This window comes from Promicromonospora thailandica (genome assembly GCF_024171955.1).
Taxonomy (GTDB): domain Bacteria; phylum Actinomycetota; class Actinomycetes; order Actinomycetales; family Cellulomonadaceae; genus Promicromonospora; species Promicromonospora thailandica.
Genome location: NZ_JAMTCS010000002.1, coordinates 78682 through 100438, shown reverse-complemented (window position 1 = coordinate 100438; position 21757 = coordinate 78682). Strand labels below are relative to the sequence as shown.

Here is a 21757-nt window from a genome sequence, read left to right as displayed (position 1 = left end):
TGCTCACCAGCCCGGCAGCACGAGGATGGCCCACACGAGCAGCGGTCCGGCGAGGGTCACGATGACGGCGTACCCGAGGATCTGCTTGTAGTAGGCCTGCTCGGAGATGGTGTCCGGGCGGTTGGCGAGCATGAGGGCTCCGTTCGTCGAGAAGGGGCTCACGTCGACGATCGTCGAGGAGACGGCGAGGGCCGCGGCCATGGCCCAGGGGCTGACGCCGCCGGCCGCGATGAGCGGCACGGCGATCGGGATGATCACCGGCAGCAGCGCCGTGGAGGACGCGAACGCGGAGACGATGCCGCCGACGTAGCACAGGACGAGCGCGCCGATCGCGACGAGGCCGAGGCCCGCGGCCCAGTTGCCGATGTACTCGGGCACGCCGGCCGCGGTGAGGATGGCGGCGTAGGTGCTGACCCCGGCCACGAGCAGCACGGTGGGCCAGGCGATCTGCTTGACGGCGTCCTTGTGCTGCTTCGGCGACAGCATCGCCAGCGCGACGGCGGCGGTGATGGAGACGAAGCCGATGTTCTGGTCGAACGCGAGGGCGGTGACCGCGACGGCGGCGAAGGCGACGAGCGTGAGCACGTGGTCGCGGCGCACCCCGACGGCGCGCGTCTGGGTGGAGACGCCGGCGCCCTGGCCGCGGACGGTGACCGATGCGCCGCCCGCGTGCAGGTCGTCGGCGAGGTGCGACGACGCCTCGGCCGGGTCGACCCGCTCGCGCATGAGCTGGCGGCCGCCGAGGGCGAGGAACAGGATCACGGCCATCGCGATGTTGACGCCGAGCGAGGCGAGGAAGACGCCCATCTCGGTGCCCTCGTAGCCGACCTCGGACATGACCGAGTTGGTGATCGTGCCGTAGATGCTGATGGGCGAGAACCCGCCGCCCTGGGCGCCGTGCACGACGAACATGCCCATCATGAGCGGGTTGATGTTGTAGCGGCGGGCGAAGCCGAGCGCGACGGGGCCGATGATGGCGCAGGCCGCGGGGCTGGCCGCGCCGATGGCGGTGAGCAGCGCCGTCACGGCGAACATGACCCAGGGGATCAGCGCGACGCGACCGCCCACCGCCTGGACCGCTTTGGACACGATGAGGTCGACCGTGCCGTTGTTCTTGGCTATGGAGAACAGGTACGTGACGCCGATGAGGGTCAGCACCAGGTCGGCGCTGATGCCGCCCAGCACCTCCTTCTCCTCCATCTGCAGCGCGAAGACGCCGACGAACCAGGCGGCGACGTAGGCGAGCGCGCCCATGTTGATCGGCAGCACCGTCCCGGCGACGAACAACGCGACGAGCGCGATGATCGCGATCCACTCAGGACCCATGACAACTCCTCTTCCCATCGCGGCGGACATCCTTGACCGACGACGCACGATGGATCAGTGGCCTAGCCAATAGGCCAGTGGTCCATCTGTCAAGTACTCTCGGGTGGTGACCCCACAGGCATCCGCCGACCTCCCGACGCCGCTCGCCCGCACCCGCCTCTACGAACAGGTGGCCGAGCAGATCACCGCCTGGATCCGGCAGAACGGGCTGCAGGCCGGGGACCGGCTGCCGCCCGAGCGCGAGCTGGCCGCCCGCCTCGGGGTCAGCCGCGCGACGCTCAGCCAGGCGCTCGTGGCGCTGGAGGTCGTGGGCGTGGTCGTGGTGCGGCACGGCGACGGCACGGTGCTGACCGGCCGGCACAGCGAGAGCCGCATCGTCGAGGCCATCCGCGCGCACGCCGACCGGATCCCCGAGATCATCGACATCCGCGACGCGCTGGAGACCAAGATCGCGGCGCTCGCCGCACAGCGCCGCACGGAGGAGGACCTCGCGGCCATCGACGCGTCGCTCGACGCCATGGCGGCGGCCATCGAGCACGGGGAGCGCGGCGTGGACGCCGACGAGCAGTTCCACGCCGCCGTGACGGCAGCGGCCCACTCCGACCTGCTGGCGCAGACCATGCGGGAGATCTCGAGCCTCATCCGGGAGACGCGGATCGAGTCGCTGTCCCAGCCGGGCCGCCCGCGCAACTCCCTCTCGGGGCATCGCGCCATCGCCGCCGCGATCCGGGACGGCGACGCGGCCGCCGCCGCGGCGGCCATGCACGCCCACGTGGAGATGGTCAGCGACGTCGCGCTGCTGCGAGGCGACGAGCGGTGACCGGCTGGGAACCGCTCGCCGTGCTCGGCGCCGGGTTCGGCGCGGGCATCCTCACCTCGACCGTGGGCGTGGCGTCGCTGCTCAGCTTCCCCGTGCTGCTCGCCGTGGGGCTGCCGCCGGTGGTCGCGAACGCGTCCAACACGGTCGGGCTGGTGCCGGGGGCCCTGAGCGGCTCGTTCGGGTACCGGAGGGAGCTGCGGGAGCACCCACGCGTCACCGCGGTCGTGCTGATCACGTGCGCCGTCGGGTCGGTGGGCGGCGCGGCCCTGCTGCTCGCCCTGCCGCCGGGCGTGTTCGAGGCCGTGGTGCCGTGGCTCATCCTGCTCTCCTGCCTTCTGGTCGGCGCGCAGCCGTGGATCAGCCGGTGGCTGCGGCGCACCCGGAACGAGCCCGCCCGCCTGCGCCACGACCTCTCGCCCGCCACCGTGGTGTTCGCCGTGCTCACCGGCACCTACGGGGGCTACTTCGGGGCCGGCTCGGGCGTCATGATGGCCGCGGTGCTCGGCCTCGGCACCGACCTGCCCGTCCGCGTGGTCAACGCGCTCAAGACCCTCGCCGTCATGGCGGCGAACGTGGTGGCGACCGCGATCTTCGTGGTCGTGGCCGACCTCAGCTGGGCCGCGATCGGCCTGCTCGCCGCCGGCTCGCTGGTGGGCGGGTACGTGGGGGCGCGCGTGGGGCGCAGGATGTCGCCCACCGTGTTCCGCGTGCTCGTCGTGGTGGTCGGCGTGACCGCCGCCGTGCTCATGCTGGTCTGACCACCCCTCGCGCCCTCGTGGCGTCGCACCACCGGATGCGTGCACAATTTTTCTGCACACCTCTTGTGCACACGGTCTGTGCACAGATAGTGTGCACGCATGACCGCTTCCCACGACGACTTCCGCCTCACGCCCGAGGCCGTGAAGGTGCTGGCCCACCCCCTGCGTTCGCGTCTGCTGGGCACGCTGCGCAAGGGCGGTCCCGCGACGGCGACGGCGCTGGCCGCGGCCCTCAGCACCAACTCGGGGGCCACGAGCTACCACCTCCGCAAGCTCGAGTCGGTGGGTCTCGTGGCCGACACCGGCGAGGGCACCGGCAAGCAGCGCCTCTGGCGCGCCGCCACGAGCTCCCACAGCTGGGAGCGCACCGAGCTGTCGCACGACGAGGATGCCGCCACCGCCCTCGGCTGGCTGGAGCGGGACTACCTGCGGCTCTTCAGCACCGACTTCGGCCACTGGCTCGACGTCGCGGAGTCCTGGCCGGACGAGTGGCAGGACGCCGCGGGCATGGGCGACGTCTGGGTCACGGTGACGCCGGACCAGCTCAAGGCCCTGCGCCGGGAGCTGCAGGAGGTGCTCGACCGCTATCTCGACGCCGAGCCACAGCCCGGGGCCCGCCGGGTCACGTTCTGGCAGGCGGCGTTCCCCCTCGAGCCCGACGAGATCCCGGCCGACGACGACGCCCCCGGGACGGACGCGCCATGACCCCGCTGTCCCCCACCCGCGCGCGGCAGGTCTTCCTGCTGCTCACGCTCACCCGGTGGCTCCCCGTCGGGCTGATCGTCACCGTCACCACGCTGCTCCCGCTCGAGCGCGGGCTGTCGGTCACCGAGGCGCTCACGGCGCTGTCCCTGACCGGGCTCACCGTGTTCCTGCTCGAGCTGCCCACCAGCGGTGTCGCGGACGCGATCGGACGGCGCCCGCTGCTGATCACCGCCGCGGTGCTGCAGGTCGCGGCGGCCGCCCTCTTCCTCACCGCGCAGAGCTTCTGGGCGTTCGCCCTCGCCGCGGCCGTCACGGGGATCTTCCGGGCGCTGGACTCCGGCCCGCTGGAGGCCTGGTTCGTGGACACGGTGCACGCGACCGAGCCGGGGGCCGACGTCGACCGGCCGCTCGCCGCGCAGAGCACGATGCTCGGGGTGTCGATCGCCGCGGGAGCACTGGTGTCCGGCGGGCTCGTCTGGTGGCACCCGGTCACGGCCTGGTCGGCGCTGACCCTCCCCTACGCCCTCTACACCGTGCTGTCCGTGGGACATCTCGTCGCGGTCACCCTCCTGGTCCGGGAGGTGCCGCGCACGGCGGACACCCCGCCGTCCGGCGGCCGGGGAGGCGCGCGTCGAGCGCTGGCCTCCGCGCGGCAGGCGCCGCGTGTGGTCCTGGACGGGCTGCGCCTCGCGCGCGACAACCGTGTGCTCCGCTGGCTGCTGCTGGTCGAGGTGTTCTGGAGCCTCGGCATGATCGTCTTCGAGACGTTCCAGCCGATCCGCCTGGCCGAGCTGCTCGGCGGCACCGCGGCGGCAGGTGCGGTGACCGGCCCCGTGACGGCCGCCGGCTGGGCCGTGTTCGCGGGCGGTGCCGCACTGACCGGGCTCGCCACGCCGCGGCTCGGCGTGGCCCGCACGGCGATCCTCGCCCGTGTGCTCAACGGGCTGGGGGCGGTCTGGATGGGCCTCGCGCTCGGTCCCGTCGGGCTGATCGGCGCCTACCTGGTCACCTACTCGCTGCACGGCGCGTGCGGCCCGGCGTACCAGGCGCTGCTGCACCGCGAGGCCGAGGCGCGCAACCGGACCACCGTGCTGTCCATGGCGTCGATGCTGTCGTTCGCCGCCTACTCGGTGGCCGCCCCGCTGCTCGGCTGGACCGCGGACCTGCTGTCCACGCAGGCGGCCATGGTGATCGCCGGCGGGCTGAGCACGCTGGGCGCCGCCTGCTTCCTGCCCGCGCTGCGCCAGGAACGGCGGCGAGCCGCCGCCGACCGCACCCCGGTGCCGCTCGCCGCCTGACCGTACATGGGGACAACTCCCCGTGATCGGACTTTTCGATCCCGGGGGTCGGCCGTCATGCTGTCTCCGTGACCCCCACCCGCCGCGTCGGAACCGTCGCAGTCGCCGCCGTACTGACCCTGGCTCTGTCCGGGTGCGTGCGGATGGGCGTCGAGCTCGACCTGAAGCCGGACGACACGGCGGGTTCCAGCGTGGTGCTCGCCATCGAGGACCGGTACCTGGACCAGACGGGCCAGTCACCGGACGACGTCATCGACACCCTGACCCGCGACCAGGAGGACCCCGGTCAGGACGCGGTGCGCACCGAGCAGTTCGAGCAGGACGGCTACACCGGCACCCGCTACGTGTACGCCGACACCGGCATCGGCGCGGTGGGCGACCAGGTGGGCTGGCCCATCGAGGTGGTGCGCGAGGGCAGCGACTACCTCGTGTCGGGCACGCTCGACCTCACCGAGCAGGGCCTCGGCGGGCGGGGGGCCGCCGCCATCGAGAACCTGAGCGTCACCGTGGACATCACGTTCCCGGGCGCGGTCGAGACGTCGAACGGCACCGTGGACGGCAACACCGTGCGCTGGGAGCCCACCGTCGGCGAGAAGGTCGAGATCCACGCGCGCGGGTCCGCCGTCGGCCCCCGGGACGCGGCTTCCCGGGGGGCGGCCGGGGCCACGGAGGTCGTGACCCTGCCCGTGGTGCCCGAGTGGATGGTGCTGGTGCTCGGGCTGAGCGGGCTGGTGATCCTGCTGCTCATCGGGGTCATCGTGTGGCAGGCCATGCTGCGGGTCCGGGACCGGCGCCCGGCGGACGCCGCGCCGGGCTACGTCCAGGCGCCCGGGGCGCCGTACGGCGGCGCGCCCGGGTACGGGGCACCGGGGTACGGCGGCGCGGCCGGATACGGCACGCCCGGGTACGGCGCCGCCCCGGCGCCGCACGGCGCCACGCCCGCCACGCCCGCCGCGTACGGCGCGGCACCCGGGCACCCGCAGGAGCAGCCGACCCCGCCGGACCCGAACCGGCCACCGAGCTTCCCGCCGGGCTTCTGACCGCCCGGCTTCTGACCGCCGGGCACACACCGCCGGCGACACGGGGCCCGCCGTGCTGGGCGCAGCCGGTCCGGATGCTGCCGTGCCCCGTGCTGCCGTGCCCGATGCCGCAGTGCCGATGCCTGGCTGCCCCGCGCCTACTATGGTCGGCCCACGGCCACCCGCGCGGTCGGCCGACGGCGGCCGCGGGTCGCCGACCGCAGGCATGACGCACGGGAGCGACATGGACGACACGCGCAGCGACCCCAGCACCGACCCCAGCACCGACCCCAGCACCGGGAGCAAGACCGGGGCCGACAGCGGAGCGCCCCACGGCTGGACCCCGGACGTGCTGGGCGCGGGCTTCGAGGCCCGCACGCTGCGTCTGCCCGTACCCCCGGGGCGCCGGCGGGGCGGACGGCGGGCGACCGCCGACCCCGTTCCCGAGGCGACCCTGATCCGCTACGTGCCCGAGGACGGCCCCGGCGTGGGGCGGTCGCCGGTGCTGTACGTGCACGGGTTCGCCGACTACTTCTTCCAGCGCCACCTCGCCGAGGCCGTCGCGGGGCGGGGCTATCCGTTCTACGCCGTCGACCTGCGGGGGCACGGGCGCTCGATCGACGCGTGGACGGCGTCGGGCGGCGATCCCAACATGGTGAACGACCTGGACCTCTACCTGCAGGACCTCGACGCCGCCGCGGACGCGATCGCCGCCGACGGCCACACCGGGCTCGTGCTCCTGGGCCACTCGACCGGCGGGCTGGTCACGGCGCGCTACGCGCACGCCCGGCCGGGCCGTGTGACCGCCCTGGTGCTGAACAGCCCGTGGTTCGACCTGCGCGGCAGCTGGTCCGACCGCGTCGTGGCCACGCAGGCGGTGTACGTGCTGGGCCGGATCGCGCCGCGCGCCGTCGTGAGCAGCCTGGGCGGGGACTACGGCCGAGCCCTGCACCACGCCACGGGCGGCGAGTGGGAGTACGACCTGCGCTGGAAGCCGTACGAGGGGTTCCCCGTCCGGGCGGGCTGGCTGGCCGCGATCCGGCGCGGCCACCGCGAGATCGGGCGCGGGCTGACCGTCGGCTGCCCGACGCTCCTGTGCACCAGCGACCGCACCGGGCCCGACGGCGGCGAGGCCGCCGAGATGCTCAGCACCGACGCGGTGCTCGACGTCGCGCACATGCACGCCCGGGCCTCGCGGCTCGGCGCGCCGGTGGACGTCGCGGTCGTCGAGGGCGGGGCCCACGACCTGGCGCTCTCCCCGCGCCCGGCCCGCGAGACGTACCTGACGACGGTGCTGGACTGGCTCGACACCCACACCTGACCGACGAAGCGCACATTCGGCATGAAACCGTGACCACGTCCACGCGCGGCGTGGTCCCCGGTCCGCGGGTGGTTCCGCCAGGCTTTCGGTCATGGAAGAGACGTGGGTCAGTCACGCGCTGCGGCGCCTGCCCGACACCCGCACCTGCCCGGCCTGCGGCACCGCCCTGCACGACGGCGTGTGCGGGCACTGCGCGCTGGACCTCCGCGGCCCCCGCGGGCTCGAGCTCTACCAGGCGTCCCTCGCCGTGGAGCGGGCGATCCGGGACCGGCAGCGGATCCTCGACGAGATGCGCGCCGAACAGCCCGCCGCGGCGCGGTTCGCCCGGTCGGCGGACGGCGGGACGCGCGCCTCGGCCGCCGTCCCGGCGACCGTCGGCGCGGCCGACGCCGGGGACACCGGCCGGACCGCGGACGCCGGCCGGCCGGACGACACCCCGGGCCTCGCCGCACCCGCGCCCGTCGGCGCCCCGGCCGGCCCGCACCCCGGCGTCGCCGCGACGCCGGACGGCCCGGCCGCCGCGCCCCGCCCCGCCGTGGCGCTCCAGCCCATCCTCGCCGGCGTCGGGGCCGCGCTCCTGGCCGTCTCCGCCGTGGTCTTCGTGTTCTTCACGCTCGCGGACCAGCTCGTGCTCCGTACCGTCGCGACGCTGCTGGTCACCGCGGCCTCCGTCGTCGCGGCGGCGCTGATGCGCCGGGCGGGCCTGCGTTCGTCCGCCGAGGCGGTCGCCACGCTCGCCGTCGCGCTGACGTGGGTGTGCGCCGAGCTGGGCCTCCAGGCCGGGGCGGTCGACGGCGCGGCGGCCCAGCTCTGCCGGGCGGCGCTGCTCGCGGTGGTCGCGCCCGCGCTGGTGCTGCTGGGCGCCCGGCTGCGGATCCGCTCCTGGGCCGCGGCCGGCACCGTCGCCGCGCCGCTCGTCCCGCTGCTGCTCGCCGCCGGCCTGACCGACGGCGCCGGGCTCACCTGGGCCTGGATCCCCGCCGCCGTGGGAGTGGCACTGCTGGCCCACGCCGGCACCGTCGCCCAGACGCGGGTGGGCGCACGGCTCGGCCTCGCGCTGCGGTGGGAGTCGTCCGTGCTGCGGGTGGTCCGGACCGTCGGCCCGGGCGCCGCGCTCTACGCCGTCAGCGACCTGGCCGTGACCGACCCCGCGCTCACCACCGCCGGGTTCGCCGCGTGGTGGGCCGGCGTCTCGGCCGGCGCGATCGCTCTCGGCCATGCCCTGCGCGTGCGCGCGTGGGCCACGACCGGCCTGGTCGCCGCCCCGTTCGCGGCGTTCCCGGCGGCGCTCGCGCTACCCGTCGCGACGGTGCCCCGGGCCTGGGCCGTGGGCGCCGGGGCGCTGCTCGTCGCCCTGGTGACGCTGGCCGGGCCGTGGGTCGCACGCACCACCGGCCCGCGCGTGGGCTCCGCGCTGCGCGCCGAGCTGCGGCTGCTCGAGGTGGTCCAGGGACTGGCCGTCGCGACCGCCGTCGGCGCCGCGCTGCTGGTACCGCCGCTGCCCGCGCTGGCTCCGCTCCCGGGGGACGGCGAGACCGCCGTGCTGCTCGCCGGCACGGCCGTGGTCGCGGCCGTGCTCCGCCGGGGGACGCACCGCCGCTGGTGGACCTTCGCCGCCGGCGCGCTGGGCACCGTCCCCGCCCTGTTCCTCGCCACCGGCGACGGTGCGGCGATGCTGTGGGTGCTGCCCACCGCGGCCGGGCTGACCTGGGCGGTCCTCGCAGTCACGCTGACCGTCCTGGTGGCGCTGCGCGTGCGCCGTCTGCTCCCCGGTGCGCGCACCCGTGCCGACCTGCTGCTCGCATCCTGGCTGGTCGCCGTGCTCGCGGCGGTCCCGGCCGTCTCGCTGGCCTGGCCCCGGCTCGCCGGCGTGCTGCTCGTGCCGCTGGACGGCGAGCCCGCGCCGGCGCTCGGCGGCGGCGCGCTGGGCTCCGGGTTCCTCGCCGTCGGGCTCGCCGTGCCCGCCCTGTCGGCGTTCGTCGTGCTGACCCTGCTGCTCCTGGCCGCCTCGCGGCTGGGCCCGGCGGCGGGCACGGCCGAGGGCCGCACGTCCCTGCTGGTGCGCGTGGCGCGCGCCCTCGCGCCCTGGGCCACGCTGCTGCTCGCCGTGCTCGCGGCGCTGCACCAGGACCTCGACGGCACGACGTCGCTCGCGCTGCTCGCCGCGCTGGCCGCGGTGCTGCTCGCCGCCGCGACCCGGCCGGAGCGCGCCTGGCCGATGCTGCGCCCGGTCGTCTCCGGGGTGCGGTCCGCGGCCCGCGGGCTGCTCCGGGCCTCGCGGGTGCTGACCCGCGCCGGCGGCACGCCCGTCGGCGGGGACGAGACGCCGGTCTGGCGGTCGGCCGCCGTCGTCGTCGCGTGCACCGCGCTCGTGCTGCTGACGGCCGGGTCGTGGCAGAACCGGCCCACGGTGCTCGGGGCCGCCGCGGTGGTGGTGCCGCTCGTGCTGGCCTCCCGCGGGGCGCTCCCACGCGCGGCCGCGCCCGGCCTGGTCGGCGGGGCGTACGCGTACGGCCTGGTGGTGGCCGGGGTCTGGCTGGGCTGGCTCGGGCTCGACTGGGTCGCGGCCGTGTGCACCGTGTCGGCGGCCGCCTCGCTGACGGCCGCGGCGGTGACGGTCGGCCCGCGGGTCACGCGCGGCGAGTGGTTCGCCGTGCTCGGCGTCACCGGGGTGCCCTTCGCGCTCGGCGTGCTCACGGTGGTGGGGGAACGCACCTGGTGGTCCGCGGGCGCCGCGGTCGCGATGCTGCTCCTGGAGCTCGTGCTGCTGCTCACCCGGCGACCCGGCCTGGCCCCGGCCGTGCGCGTGCTCGCGGCGGGCCTCGTGCTGCCCACCGCTGCCGTGGCGGTCGTGAGCGCCGGCGCGGTGCTGCTGCCCGGCAGCGGCTCCCCCGTGCTGCTGCCCGTCGTCGCGACGGCGGTCGCGGTGGTCGCGGGCGGCGCACCCCGCGTCGCGGGCTTCCTCACGAGCCGCGTGCCCGACGCCGGGACCACCGCCCGCCTGGTCCGCGGCGTCCTCGAGCTGAGCGCCGTCGTCACGGGTGCGATCACGGTCGGGCTGGCCTACGGGCGGCCGTCGGCCGGCCCGGACATCGCCGTCGCCGTGCTGCTGCTCCTCGCGATCGGGGCGGGCGTGGTCGCCCGGGAACCCGACCGGACCCGGGCCTGGTGGCTCGCCGCCGCCCTCTCCACGGCGGCCGTGTGGACCGCGCTGGCCGACGGCGGCGTGCGGCTCGTCGAGGCCTACACGCTCCCGCCCGCGGTCGGCGCCGTCCTGGTGGGGACGCTCCTGGCCCGGCGCGCGGCGCTGCGGTCGGCGGCGGAGACCGGTGCGGACCGCGCCCCGGCGCACGGGTGGCGGCTGGCCGCGGCGGGCCTGGTGCTCGCGGTGGTGCCGAGCGACCTCACGCTGGCCCTCCGCGACGGGGCCGGCGACCCTCGCGCCTGGATCCTGCTGGCGGCCGGCGTGGTGCTGACGCTCACGGTCGTGCTGCTGCTGCGCCGGCCGCGCGTGTCGGCGTCCTGGGCGGCGCACGCCCGGGCGCTGCTGGCCGGCACCGTGCTGCTGACGAGCGCGGGACTGGCGATCGAGTCCCTGCAGGTCGCGGCGTCGGCGCTCGGCGCCCCGGGCGCCCGGTTCGCGACCGGCCTCGCGTGGGCCGCCGCGGCGGGTGCGTCGGCGCTGGTCGCGGCGGCGGGCGCCCGGCCGGGTGCGCCGTCGGCCCGCCTGCGCCGTCTGCTGGACGTGGCGGGCCACACGCCCGCGCTGCTCTTCCTCACTGCCGGGGCGGTGGCGAACGCCGAGCCGCACTGGGGCGCGATCGTCACCCTGTGGGCGCTGGAGGTGGCCCTGCTGGTGCTGCTCGTGCTGGTCGCGCGCCGGCTGCTGCGCGGGCTGACCACGGGCGTCCCGGCCTGGGCGGTGTGGGGCGCGGCCCTGGCGGCGGCGATCGCCGCCTGGAGCCCGCGCGAGCTGCGTGTCGAGGTCTTCTCCCTGCCGCTCGGCGTGGGGCTCGTGGTGGCGGGCTCCTTCGCCCTCGGCGCCTGGGAGGCCCGCCTGCGGATCGCGGGGCCGGGCACCGCCGACCTGCCGCGGCCGACCCTGGTGGGCTGGCCGGTCGGGTGGACCGGGTCGTGGGCGCTGCTCGCGCCGGGCATCCTCGCGCTGCTCGGCCCGTCGGTGCTCGCCACGTTCACGGACCCGCAGACCTGGCGGGCGGTGCTCGTGGTGGGCGTGGCGCTGGCCGGGGTGCTCGTGGGCTCCCGGCGCCGGCTCGCGTCCCCGTTCCTGCTCGGGGTCTGGGTGCTGCCGGTGGAGGTGCTCATCGTGTTCGTGTCCCAGCTCGGCACGGAGATCTCGGCGGTGCCCTGGATGCTCACCCTCGCGGCGGCCGGCGGCGTGCTGCTCATCATCGCGACGCTGGACGAGCGCCGCACCGAGGGCTACGGCGGGGCGGCGGCGTACCTGCGCGACCTGCGCTGAGCCCCGCTGCCGTGTCCGAATCCCGCTAGTGCGGGGCGGGGCGGCGGGCGCAGGATGGGTGTCATGACCGACGTCGAGCTCCGTGATCCCGCGTTCGCCGAGCGCTACCGCGCCATCGCCGCGCGCGACCCGCGCTTCGACGGGCAGTTCTACACCGCGGTGCGCACCACCGGCATCTACTGCCGGCCGTCGTGCCCCGCCCGCACGCCCAAGGCCGAGAACGTCTCCTTCTACCTCACGTCGGCGGCCGCGCACGAGGCCGGGTACCGGGCCTGCAAGCGCTGCCTGCCCGAGGCCGCCCCCGGCACGCCCGAGTGGGACCTGCGCCGGGACCTGGTCGGCCGCGCGATGCGCCTGGTCGCCGACGGCGTCGTGGACCGCGACGGCGTGTCCGGCCTGGCCTCCCGCCTGGGCTACTCCGAGCGCCAGCTCCACCGGCTGCTCGTGGGCGAGCTCGGCGCCGGGCCGCTGGCCCTCGCCCGGGCGCAGCGCGCGCAGACCGCCCGGGCCCTCCTGGTCGGCACGTCCCTGCGCCTGGCGGACGTCGCGTTCGCGGCCGGGTTCGGCTCGATCCGCCAGTTCAACGACACCGTGTCGGAGGTGTTCGGCACGACGCCCTCGGAGCTGCGCGCCCGCCGGACGGCCCGCGAGGTCGGTCCCTTGCCTCGAGATCGGTCCATCGATGGGCCGATCTCGAGGCAAGGGACCGACCTCGGCGGGGGTGTGCGAGTCGCACTCATGCTGCCCGTGCGGGAACCGTTCGACGCGGCAGGGGTGCTCCGGTTTCTTGCCGTCCGGGCGCTCCCCGGCGTCGAGTCCGCGGAGCTCGGGCCGACCGTGCTGCGCTACGCCCGCACCGTGGCGCTGCCGCACGGGCCTGGGGCGTTCGAGGTGCGGGTCACGCGGCCCGGCACCGGCCGCGTGGAGCTCGACCTGGAGCTCGCCGACCTGGCGGACGCCCCGGTCGCCGTCGCGCGCGTGCGGCGGCTGCTGGACCTCGACGCCGACCCCGTCGCCGTCGACCACGCCCTGGCGCACGACCCGGCGCTCGCGCCGTCGGTCGCGGCGGTGCCCGGCATCCGCGTGCCCGGCGCCGTCGACCCGGCGGAGCTGCTGGTCCGCGCGGTCGTGGGCCAGCAGATCAGCGTCGCCGCGGCGCGCACGCACCTGACCCGCCTGGCCCACGGCGCGGGCAGCCCGTACGCCTCGGCGTTCGAGGGCCTCGACCGGCTGTTCCCGACGGCGCAGCAGATCGCCGGGCCGGCGCCGGACGCGCCCGCCCGCAGCGCCGCCGAGGCCCACCTGCGGCTCCCCGCCCGGATCCTCGGCACCGTGCTGGCCGCGGCCCGCGACCTCGCGGACGGCAGCCTGACCCTCAGCGTCGGCGACGACCCGGACGACCTGCGCCGTCGTCTCGTCGCCCGGCCGGGCATCGGGCCCTGGACCGCCGGGTACGTGACGCTGCGGGTGCTCGGCGACCCGGACGTGCTCATGGACGGCGACGTCGCCCTGCTCGCGGGAGCACGGAACCTCGGGCTCGTCGACGCGGAGGCCTCCCGACCCCACCAGTTCAAGGAGCTCGCCCGGCGGGGCGCGGTCTGGGCGCCCTGGCGCTCGTACGCCGCGATGCACCTCTGGCGCTCCGCCTGACAGACCGCGCTCTCCCGGGCCCGGGCCCGGCATCTCCGACGGAAGGCACACCATGTACGCCACCACCCTCACCACCCCGGACGGCCCCTTCAGCATCCTGGCCGACGACGACGCCGTGCTCGCGTCGGGCTGGACCGACGACCTGGCGGGGCTGCTCGCCCTCGTGCACCCGACGCTGCGCGGCCCGGCCGGCACCGGCCCGCTGGCGGCGTCGTCGGCCCCGGACGGGGTGCTCGCGGAGGCGGCGGACGCCGTCCGCGACTACTACGAGGGCGACCTCGGGGCGCCCGGGCGGGTGCCCGTACGGCAGGCGAGCGGGCCGTTCCGGACGCACGCGTGGGACGTGCTGCGCGAGGTGAAGGCGGGGGAGCGCCTGACGTACACGCAGTACGCGGCGCGCGCGGGCCGGCCGGCCGCGGTGCGTGCCGCCGCCGGGGCGTGCGCGATGAACGCCGCGGCGCTGTTCGTGCCGTGCCACCGCATCCTGCGCACCGACGGCTCGCTGGGCGGCTTCCGCTACGGCCTGCCGGTCAAGGAGAGCCTGCTGACCCGCGAGACGCCGACGCCGAGGTAGTCAGGTGACTACCTCGGCGTGGGCGGGCGGGTGGGTCAGCCCTTGACCGAGCCTGCCAGGAGGCCGCGGACGAAGTAGCGCTGCAGCGCCAGGAACACGATGAGCGGCACGATCATCGAGATGAACGCACCGGCCGACAGGACGTGCCAGTCACCACCGCGCGAGCCCGCCATCTCGGCCACGCGGACCGTCAGCGGGAACGTGTTGGTGCCGCCCATGACCAGCGCGACGAGCAGGTCGTTCCACACCCACAGGAACTGGAAGATGCCGAACGCCGCGATCGCCGGGGTGAGCAGCGGCAGCATGACCTGGAAGAAGATCTTCACGTGGCCCGCGCCGTCCACCCGGGCCGCCTCGACGAGCGAGGCCGGGATGTCCTTCATGAAGTTGTGCAGCAGGAAGATCGCGAGCGGGAGCGCGAACATCGAGTGCGACAGCCAGATGGGCCAGAAGGTGCCGTTGATCCCCGTGTCCACGTAGGCGGACAGCAGCGGGATCAGGGTGATCTGGATGGGCACGATCTGCAGCGCGAACACCGCGACGAACAGGAAGTCGCGGCCCTTGAAGTCGATCCACGCGAAGGCGTAGGCCGCCAGGAGCGCCACGGAGATCGGGATGAACACCGCGGGCAGGGTGATCACGAACGAGTTGACGAAGTAGTCGATCAGGTTGGTCGAGCTGTCGAACAGCGCCGACTCGTAGTTGCGCAGCGAGAACACGCCCTCGCCCGCGAACGCGTCGCCGAACACCGTCCACCAGCCGCTGCGCCGGATGTCGAGCTCCGGCCGGAACGACGTGACGAGCAGACCGAAGGTCGGCACCGTCCAGATCACCGCGATCACCACGGCGAGCGTGCTGGCCCACGGCGACGTGAGCGCCTTCTTCGCCTTGCGTGACCGGTCGGCCACCGACGACGGCACCGGCACCGCCTTGGGCGCCACGGCCGGCTGTGTGGTACTCATCGGACCTCCTCGGCCAGGCGCATCTGGCGCACGTTGTAGATGATCACGGGGATCACGATGATGAACAGGAGCACGGCCAGCGCGGCGCCGAGGCCCGCGTTGTTCTGGCGGAAGCTCTGCTCGTAGAACTCGTTCGCCACGACGGACGTGCCGTACCGGCCGGCCGTCATGGTGCGGACGATGTCGAACACCTTGAGCGTGGTCATCGCGATGGTGGTCAGGACCACCACGAGCGCCGGGCGGATGCTCGGGATCGTGATGCGCCAGAACATGCCGAAGCCCGACAGGCCGTCCAGGCGGGCGGCCTCGACGATGTCGGTGGGGATGGCGCGGATCGAGGCCGACAGCAGGGTCATCGAGAACCCGGTCTGGATCCAGATGAGCACCACCATGAGCAGGAAGGTGTTGCCCGGGCGCTCCAGCAGGAACTGCACGGGCGAGCCGCCCAGCCAGACGATCAGCTGGTTCAGCAGGCCGGTCTGCTCGATGCCGGGCTGGTCGGGCTTGTACTCGTAGACGAAGCGCCAGATGATGCTCGCGCCCACCATCGAGATGGCCATGGGCAGGAACACGAGGGCCTTGGCGAACTTCTCGAAGCGGCTGTGGTCCACCACCACCGCGTAGACCAGGCCGATGAACGTCGCGAGCGCCGGCGCCACCAGCACCCACAGGGCCGTGTTGCCGAGGACGAGCAGGAACGCGGGGTCGCTGAACGCCCGCGCGTAGTTGTCGAAGCCCACGAACTCGGAGCTGTTACGCCTCTGGAACGAGTTCACGATGGTGCCGATCGCCGGGTACAGCAGACCTGCCGCGAGCAGCAGCAGGGCCGGACCGACGAACCCACCCGCGATGAACCACTTCGACGGGTTCCGTGGCTTGTCCACGACGAAGAGGATCAGGGCCATCACCGCGACGAAGAGCACGATGGCGATGATCATCAGCAAGAACTTGTGCGCCGGGTCGTCCCCGGCATTCAGCAGCCAGTCCATGGATCCTCCAGATCCTGGTAGTCGCGTCCGGTCGTCACCGCCCGGACCGGCCTCGGCCCGAGGGCCGACGGAGGCGCGGGGCCTGATGCCCCGCGCCTCCGCGCGTCACCTCGGACCGCGAACCAAGATCAGTTCGTGGGCCAGGAGTTCTCGATGTCGTCGGTGACCTCCTGGCTGCTGGCGTCCGAGGCGAACCACTCGGTGATGCCGGCCCAGAAGGACCCCGTGCCGACCTCGGACGGCATCAGGTCGGACGCGTCGAAGCGGGCGACCGTGGCCGGGTCGGCCAGGATCTCGGCCGAGAGGCGGTCGAACTCCGTGGCGAGCAGCTCCGGGTCGAGGCCGTTGTTGGCGCTCACCCAGCCACCGGCGGGCGTGGCCGCGGCCTTGGCGTTGGCCCAGTCCGAGCTCGACAGGTAGGTCTGGAACGCCTGCACCTCGGGACGGTCGGTGAACGCACCGATGAACTCACCGGCCACGAGGGTCGGGCGCTCGTCCGTGCTCTGCGACGGGAGGTAGAACGCGTAGACGTCGCCGTCCGGCGCCACCTCGGTGCCCTCGGGCCACTGCGTCTGGTAGAAGTTCGCGGCACGGTGCATCCAGCAGGAGCCCTCGAGGATCGGGAAGCCCGCGTCGGTCCAGGGCGCCGTGGCGATCGAGTCGACGCCGCCGAGGCCACCGTTGACGTAGTCCGGGTTCTTCAGGATCTCGCCCGCGGTGTCGAACGCGTCGACGATCTGCGGGTCGTTGAACGGGATCTCGTGGGTGTACCACTGGTCGTAGACCTCGGGGCCCGCCGTGCGCAGCACGACGTCCTCGATCCAGTCGGTGCCCGGCCAGCCGGTCGCGTCACCGGACTCGACGCCCGCGCACCACGGGATGGCGCCGCTCGCGGCGATCTCCTCGGTGAGGGCCATCATGTCGTCCCAGGTCTCGGGGACCTCGTAGCCGGCCTCCTCGAACATGGACGGCGAGTACCAGACGTAGGACTTGACGTTCGAGCCCAGCGGCGCGGCGTAGAACGTGCCGTCGACGGTGCCGTACTCCTTCCAGTCCTCGCTCCAGAACTCGTCGACGTTGGCCTCGACCTGCTCCGGCGCGGGGAGCACGGCGTCGTACTGCGTCACCAGCGTGTTGAGCAGGCCGGGCTGCGGCAGGATCGCGATGTCCGGCGGGTTGCCCGCCTGGACGCGCACGGGCAGCTGCGCCTCCATCTCGCGCGACGCCTCGTACTCGACCGTCACGCCGGTGCACTCCTCGAACGGCTCGTACGACGCCGTCTGGGTGACCGACTCGGGCTCGACGATCGTCGTGTAGACGCTGACGCTCGTGCCCTCCAGGTCGCCGAACTCCTCGTAGGGCGCGCAGTCGATCTCGAAGGAGGCCGCCTCGCCGCCTCCGTCGCCGCCGCCACCGTCCCCGCCGTCACCGGTGTCGGCACAGGCCGTCAGGATCAGGGCGAGGCTCGCGCCGGTCGCCGCGAGGGCGGCTGCTCGGCGTCGTGAAGCCATCCGGATAGTCATCTCTTGCTCCTCCACTGCTTCGTGGGCTCCATGACCCTGTGACATGCGGGTACGGCCCGGCAGACTGCCAGGTTGCCCTTCCTCAACGCAACCGTGGTTTATCGTCCAATGCAAGCCCATACAGCACCGGCTTGCATTACGAAACCGTTTCAATCACCCGGCCTGCCCAAGGTGGGTGAATCCCCTGGTCGGCCGCGTGCAACGGTTCGATCGCCCGGGCGGCGCCGGGACGTAGGCTTGTGCCTGCCAGACCATCCCGGCGCCCCAACGGAAGGACGGACATGATCGAGCTGAGGACTCCGCGCGAGATCGAGGAGATGCGCCCGGCGGGACGCTTCGTCGCGGACGTGCTGCTCGCCGTCCAGGAGGCAGCCGGGGTGGGCGTCAACCTGCTCGAGCTCGACGAGGTCGCGCACAAGATGATCCGCGACCAGGGCGCCGAGTCCTGCTACATCGACTACCACCCGTCCTTCGGCGCCATGCCGTTCGGCAAGGTCATCTGCACCTCGGTGAACGACGCCGTGCTGCACGGCCTGCCGCACGACTACGCGCTGCGCAGCGGCGACCTGCTGTCGATCGACTTCGCCGCGTCCGTCAACGGCTGGGTGGCCGACTCGGCGCTGTCGTTCGTCGTCGGCGAGCCGGCGCCCGGCCGTGCCGAGGCCGACGCGACGCTGATCCGCACCACGGAGGTCGCGCTGGAGGCGGGCATCGCCGCCGCCCGGCCGGGCGGCAAGATCGGCGACATCTCCGCCGCGATCGCCGAGGTGGCGCATGCGGCCGGGTACTCGATCAACACCGACTTCGGCGGCCACGGCGTGGGCCGCACCATGCACGGCGACCCGCACGTGCCGAACAACGGGCGCGCGGGCCGCGGGTTCCCGCTCAAGCCGGGCCTGGTCATCGCCGTCGAGCCGTGGTTCCTGGAGACCACCGACGAGATCTTCACGGACCCCGACGGCTGGACGCTGCGCTCTGTGGACGGCTCGCGCGGCGCCCACTCGGAGCACACGATCGCGATCACGGAGGACGGCCCGCTGATCCTGACGGCCCGCTGACCCCCACCCCGCCGAAGTAGAACCAGGGCGAGGTAGAACCGCAGCGAAGTAGAACCAGGGCGAAGTAGAACCAGGGCGAGAAAGTTCCAGCGCTGCGGTTCTACTTCGCCCTGGTTCTACTTCGCTGCGGTTCTACTTCGGCGGGGTGGGGTTAGATCAGGGTCTTGAGGGCTTGGATGACGCCGTGCTCGGTGATGTCGCCGACCGTCTCGTCGGCGATCGCCTTCACCTCGTCAGGGGCGTGCCCCATCGCGACGGAGCGGGCGGCCCAGGTGAGCATCTCGATGTCGTTCACGCCGTCACCGACGGCCAGCGTGTTGTGCGCCGGGACGCCGAGCGCGGAGCGGACGTTCTCGAGCGACGTGGCCTTGCTCAGGTCCCGCGGAGTCACGTCGATCCAGTCGAGGCCCGCGGGAGTGGCGGTGACGCCGTGCCGGCGCAGCGGCTCCAGCAGGTCGAGCACGCCCGGGCCGCGCAGGATCGCCCGCGAGGCGGGCAGCTCGCCCAGCTCCTCGGTGGGCACCACGCGCTGCTCGCCGTTGACCTCGTGCGGCTCGAAGATCCGGTTCACGCGGTAGCCGACGCCGATCTCCTCGACACCGATCTGGACGTCCGGGAAGCGGCTGAGCGCCATGGCGGCCACCGGGCCGACGTCGAACGTCAGCACGTCCTCCAGCATGTAGCCGTTGGTGCAGGTGGGGCACAGCCGGGCCGTGACGGCCCCGTTCGAGGCGACCACCCAGCCGTCGGTGATGCCCAGCTCCCGGGCGACGGGCAGGATGCCCGTCAACGACCGTCCCGACGCGAGGACCACGTGGTGCCGGCGCCCGCGCACGAGCTGCACGGCCAGCACCGTCGGCTCGGGCACCCGCTGCCCGGTGACCAACAGGGTCCCGTCGATGTCGAGGGCGACCAGGTGGGGCGCATCGTTGCGCACCCGCATGGACACCGGTTGGTCGTCCAGGATCATCACGTACCCCCATGGCACCGTGAGCGCCGTCACCCTTCGACGGATCGCGCCCAAATGTACAGGCATCCGCCCGTGGTTCCATACCTTTGCACGAATAACATTCACCCGCGTGCACGACCCGCCGGTTTTTTGTGCCCTGACTGATGATCAGTCAACGGCACCCTAGCGGGAGCGGGCCCTCAGAGCAGCGAACGGAGCACGGCGACCACGCCGTCGTCCTCGATGGAGCCGGTCACCTCGTCGGCCGCGGCGCGGACGGCGTCCAGGGCGTGCCCCATGGCCACACCGCGCCCGGCCCACCGCAGCATGTCGATGTCGTTGCTGCCGTCACCCACGGCGACCGTGTCCGCCGGGTCCACGCCGAGCGCGGCGCGCACCATCTCGAGGCCCGACGCCTTGGTCACGCCCTGCGGCGCGATGTCCATCCAGGCGGACCAGCCCACGGCGTAGGTGACGTCGTCGAAGCCGAGCCGCGCGGCGATCTCGTGGAACTCCGCGCTGGTCTCCCCCGGGCTGCGCACCACCACGCGGGTCACCTGACCCGCCCAGAGGTCCTCGAAGTCGACCACCTGGTGCTCGCCGTTGAGCTCGCCCTCGGGGAACAGCTCGTTCATGCGGAAGCCCACGCCCACGTCCTCCACCGCGTACCGCGCCTGCGGGAGCTCCTCCTTGAGCATGCGCAGCACCGGCTCCGGGTCGAACGTCTCGACCCGCTCCAGCACGTAGCCCATCTCGGCCGCGGGGTCCAGGCGCGCCGTGACCGCGCCGTTGGACGCCACGATCCACGACTCCTCGATGCCGAGCTCGCGCGCGACCGGCGTCATCGCGATGAGCGACCGGCCCGAGGCCAGCACCACGTGGTGCCCGGCCGCCCGGACCGCGGCCACGGCGTCGCGCGCCTCGGCGGAGAGCACGTCGTCGTACGTGACGAGCGTGCCGTCGATGTCGAGGGCGATGAGCTTCGGGGAGTCGTGGGCCACAACGGCACCCTACCGATCCGCCCGTGAACGGCAGGGGACCGTGAGGGGTCTACTTCGCGGGCTCCAGGACCTCCAGGCCGCCCAGGTAGGGCCGCAGCCCCTCCGGCACGCGCACCGAGCCGTCCGGCTGCTGGTGGTTCTCCAGGATGGCCACGATCCAGCGCGTGGTGCCCAGCGTGCCGTTCAGGGTGGCGACGTTGCGCGTCGAGCCGTCCTCGGTGCGCTCGCGCACGCCCAGACGGCGCGCCTGGAACGTGGTGCAGTTCGAGGTCGAGGTGAGCTCGAGCCAGCGCTCCTGGGTGGGCAGCCACGCCTCGCAGTCGAACTTGCGGGCCGCCGACGAGCCCAGGTCGCCCGCCGCCGTGTCGATGACACGGTAGGGCAGCTCGACCTTGGCCATCATGGCCTCCTCCCAGCCCAGCAGGCGCTGGTGCTCGGCCGCCGCGTCCTCCGGGGCGCAGTAGCTGAACATCTCGACCTTGTGGAACTGGTGCACGCGGATGATGCCGCGCGTGTCCCGGCCGGCCGACCCGGCCTCGCGGCGGTAGCAGGCGCTCCAGCCCGCGTAGCGCAGCGGCCCGTCCGAGAGGTCCACGATCTCGTCGCTGTGGTACCCGGCGAGGGCCACCTCGGAGGTGCCGACCAGGTACAGGTCGTCCTTCTCCAGCCGGTAGATCTCGTCGGCGTGCGCGCCGAGGAAGCCGGTGCCCTGCATCGTCTCGGGCTTGACCAGCGTGGGCGTGATCATGGGCGTGAAGCCCTCCTGCACCGCCTGGTCCATGGCCATGTTGAGCAGCGCGAGCTCCAGGCGCGCGCCGATGCCGGTGAGGAAGTAGAACCGCGCGCCCGACACCTTGGCACCGCGCTTGGTGTCGATCGCGCGCAGGCCCTCGCCGAGCTCCAGGTGGTCCTTGGGCTCGAAGCCCTCGGCCGCGAAGTCGCGCGGCGTGCCGACCTGCTTGACATCGATGTAGTCGTCCTCGCCGCCGGCGGGCGCGCCCTCGATCACGTTGGCGATCGAGTACAGCACCCGGTCCAGCTCCGCCTCGGCCTCGGCCGCGGTGGCCTGGTGCTGCTTGACGTCCTGGGCGAGCTGCTTGGTGCGCGTCAGCAGGGCCTGCTTCTCGTCGCCCTGCGCCTGCGCCACCTGCTTGCCCAGGGACTTCTGCTCCGCGCGCAGGTTCTCGAACTCGGTCAGGGACGAGCGGCGGCGCGCGTCGGCGTCGAGGGCCGCGTCCACGAGGTCGGGGTCGTCACCGCGGGCCACCTGGCTCGCGCGGACGACGTCGGGGTTGTCGCGCAGAAGTCGGAGATCGATCAC

17 protein-coding genes are annotated in these 21757 nt (G+C 73.9%); 10 read left to right on the top strand and 7 right to left on the bottom strand.

Annotated elements, in window-relative coordinates:
- Positions 1-3: 3 nt before the first annotated feature.
- A complete protein-coding gene (locus APR03_RS03605; protein WP_253832898.1) occupies positions 4-1326 on the bottom strand; it encodes an SLC13 family permease in 1323 nt (440 codons plus the stop codon).
- A 103-nt stretch (positions 1327-1429) separates the two neighbouring features.
- Here APR03_RS03605 and APR03_RS03600 point away from each other — a divergent pair, with 103 nt between their 5' ends.
- The 9 genes from APR03_RS03600 to APR03_RS03560 all read left to right on the top strand — a co-directional run bounded on the left by APR03_RS03600 (position 1430) and on the right by APR03_RS03560 (position 13954).
- Positions 1430-2146: a FadR/GntR family transcriptional regulator gene (locus APR03_RS03600; protein ID WP_253832895.1), complete on the top strand. Its 717-nt coding sequence runs from the start codon at positions 1430-1432 to the stop codon at positions 2144-2146.
- Positions 2143-2904: a sulfite exporter TauE/SafE family protein gene (locus APR03_RS03595; RefSeq protein WP_253832893.1), complete on the top strand. Its 762-nt coding sequence runs from the start codon at positions 2143-2145 to the stop codon at positions 2902-2904. Before APR03_RS03600 ends, APR03_RS03595 begins: the two co-directional genes overlap by 4 nt.
- Before the next feature lie 99 nt (positions 2905-3003).
- Positions 3004-3609, top strand: a complete 606-nt coding sequence (locus APR03_RS03590; protein ID WP_253832891.1) for a winged helix-turn-helix domain-containing protein — start codon at positions 3004-3006, stop codon at positions 3607-3609.
- Entirely contained in the window at positions 3606-4907 is a 1302-nt protein-coding gene (locus tag APR03_RS03585) for an MFS transporter (protein ID WP_253832889.1), read from the top strand. The genes APR03_RS03590 and APR03_RS03585 overlap by 4 nt, the downstream gene beginning before the upstream one ends.
- Before the next feature lie 68 nt (positions 4908-4975).
- Complete coding sequence (locus tag APR03_RS03580) at positions 4976-5947, top strand: LppM family (lipo)protein (RefSeq protein ID WP_253832888.1); 972 nt, start codon at positions 4976-4978, stop codon at positions 5945-5947.
- A 223-nt stretch (positions 5948-6170) separates the two neighbouring features.
- On the top strand, positions 6171-7247 hold the full coding sequence (locus APR03_RS03575; protein WP_253832886.1) for an alpha/beta hydrolase: 1077 nt from the start codon (positions 6171-6173) through the stop codon (positions 7245-7247).
- 91 nt (positions 7248-7338) lie between these two features.
- Positions 7339-11730: an SCO7613 C-terminal domain-containing membrane protein gene (locus tag APR03_RS03570; protein WP_253832884.1), complete on the top strand. Its 4392-nt coding sequence runs from the start codon at positions 7339-7341 to the stop codon at positions 11728-11730.
- A gap of 63 nt (positions 11731-11793) precedes the next feature.
- Positions 11794-13380, top strand: coding sequence for an AlkA N-terminal domain-containing protein (locus APR03_RS03565; RefSeq protein ID WP_253832882.1), 1587 nt, complete (start codon positions 11794-11796; stop codon positions 13378-13380).
- 52 nt (positions 13381-13432) lie between these two features.
- The gene (locus APR03_RS03560) at positions 13433-13954 is read left to right on the top strand and encodes a methylated-DNA--[protein]-cysteine S-methyltransferase (RefSeq protein ID WP_253832880.1); all 522 of its coding nucleotides are present in this window, start codon (positions 13433-13435) and stop codon (positions 13952-13954) included.
- 35 nt (positions 13955-13989) lie between these two features.
- Here the strand turns inward: APR03_RS03560 and APR03_RS03555 are convergent, their stop codons facing one another.
- The 3 genes from APR03_RS03555 to APR03_RS03545 form a co-directional block, all read right to left on the bottom strand.
- On the bottom strand, positions 13990-14916 hold the full coding sequence (locus APR03_RS03555; protein ID WP_253832878.1) for a carbohydrate ABC transporter permease: 927 nt from the start codon (positions 14914-14916) through the stop codon (positions 13990-13992).
- Positions 14913-15905 carry a carbohydrate ABC transporter permease gene (locus APR03_RS03550; protein WP_253832876.1) on the bottom strand — a complete coding sequence of 331 codons (993 nt, stop codon included), beginning with the start codon at positions 15903-15905 and terminating at the stop codon, positions 14913-14915. The genes APR03_RS03555 and APR03_RS03550 overlap by 4 nt, the downstream gene beginning before the upstream one ends.
- 128 nt (positions 15906-16033) lie before the next feature.
- Entirely contained in the window at positions 16034-17416 is a 1383-nt protein-coding gene (locus APR03_RS03545; protein ID WP_253832874.1) for an ABC transporter substrate-binding protein, read from the bottom strand.
- Between the two features lie 293 nt (positions 17417-17709).
- Between APR03_RS03545 and map the strand changes: the two genes are divergently transcribed.
- On the top strand, positions 17710-18486 hold the full coding sequence (gene map, locus APR03_RS03540) for a type I methionyl aminopeptidase (RefSeq protein ID WP_253832872.1): 777 nt from the start codon (positions 17710-17712) through the stop codon (positions 18484-18486).
- 151 nt (positions 18487-18637) lie between these two features.
- Here the strand turns inward: map and APR03_RS03535 are convergent, their stop codons facing one another.
- The 3 genes from APR03_RS03535 to serS all read right to left on the bottom strand — a co-directional run bounded on the left by APR03_RS03535 (position 18638) and on the right by serS (position 21757).
- Positions 18638-19489 carry an HAD family hydrolase gene (locus APR03_RS03535; protein WP_253832870.1) on the bottom strand — a complete coding sequence of 284 codons (852 nt, stop codon included), beginning with the start codon at positions 19487-19489 and terminating at the stop codon, positions 18638-18640.
- A 146-nt stretch (positions 19490-19635) separates the two neighbouring features.
- Entirely contained in the window at positions 19636-20436 is an 801-nt protein-coding gene (locus APR03_RS03530) for an HAD family hydrolase (RefSeq protein ID WP_253832868.1), read from the bottom strand.
- A 49-nt stretch (positions 20437-20485) separates the two neighbouring features.
- Positions 20486-21757 (bottom strand): serine--tRNA ligase, encoded by a 1272-nt coding sequence (gene serS, locus APR03_RS03525; RefSeq protein WP_253832866.1) that lies wholly within the window; start codon positions 21755-21757, stop codon positions 20486-20488.

Coding starts and splice junctions, on each gene's coding strand:
- APR03_RS03565 (WP_253832882.1), top strand. CDS start 11,794: ATGACCGACGTCGAGCTCCGTGATCCCGCGTTCGCCGAGCGCTACCGC.
- APR03_RS03575 (WP_253832886.1), top strand. CDS start 6,171: ATGGACGACACGCGCAGCGACCCCAGCACCGACCCCAGCACCGACCCC.
- APR03_RS03570 (WP_253832884.1), top strand. CDS start 7,339: ATGGAAGAGACGTGGGTCAGTCACGCGCTGCGGCGCCTGCCCGACACC.
- APR03_RS03555 (WP_253832878.1), bottom strand. CDS start 14,916: ATGAGTACCACACAGCCGGCCGTGGCGCCCAAGGCGGTGCCGGTGCCG.
- APR03_RS03605 (WP_253832898.1), bottom strand. CDS start 1,326: ATGGGTCCTGAGTGGATCGCGATCATCGCGCTCGTCGCGTTGTTCGTC.
- map (WP_253832872.1), top strand. CDS start 17,710: ATGATCGAGCTGAGGACTCCGCGCGAGATCGAGGAGATGCGCCCGGCG.
- APR03_RS03545 (WP_253832874.1), bottom strand. CDS start 17,416: ATGGCTTCACGACGCCGAGCAGCCGCCCTCGCGGCGACCGGCGCGAGC.
- APR03_RS03590 (WP_253832891.1), top strand. CDS start 3,004: ATGACCGCTTCCCACGACGACTTCCGCCTCACGCCCGAGGCCGTGAAG.
- APR03_RS03560 (WP_253832880.1), top strand. CDS start 13,433: ATGTACGCCACCACCCTCACCACCCCGGACGGCCCCTTCAGCATCCTG.
- APR03_RS03585 (WP_253832889.1), top strand. CDS start 3,606: ATGACCCCGCTGTCCCCCACCCGCGCGCGGCAGGTCTTCCTGCTGCTC.
- APR03_RS03550 (WP_253832876.1), bottom strand. CDS start 15,905: ATGGACTGGCTGCTGAATGCCGGGGACGACCCGGCGCACAAGTTCTTG.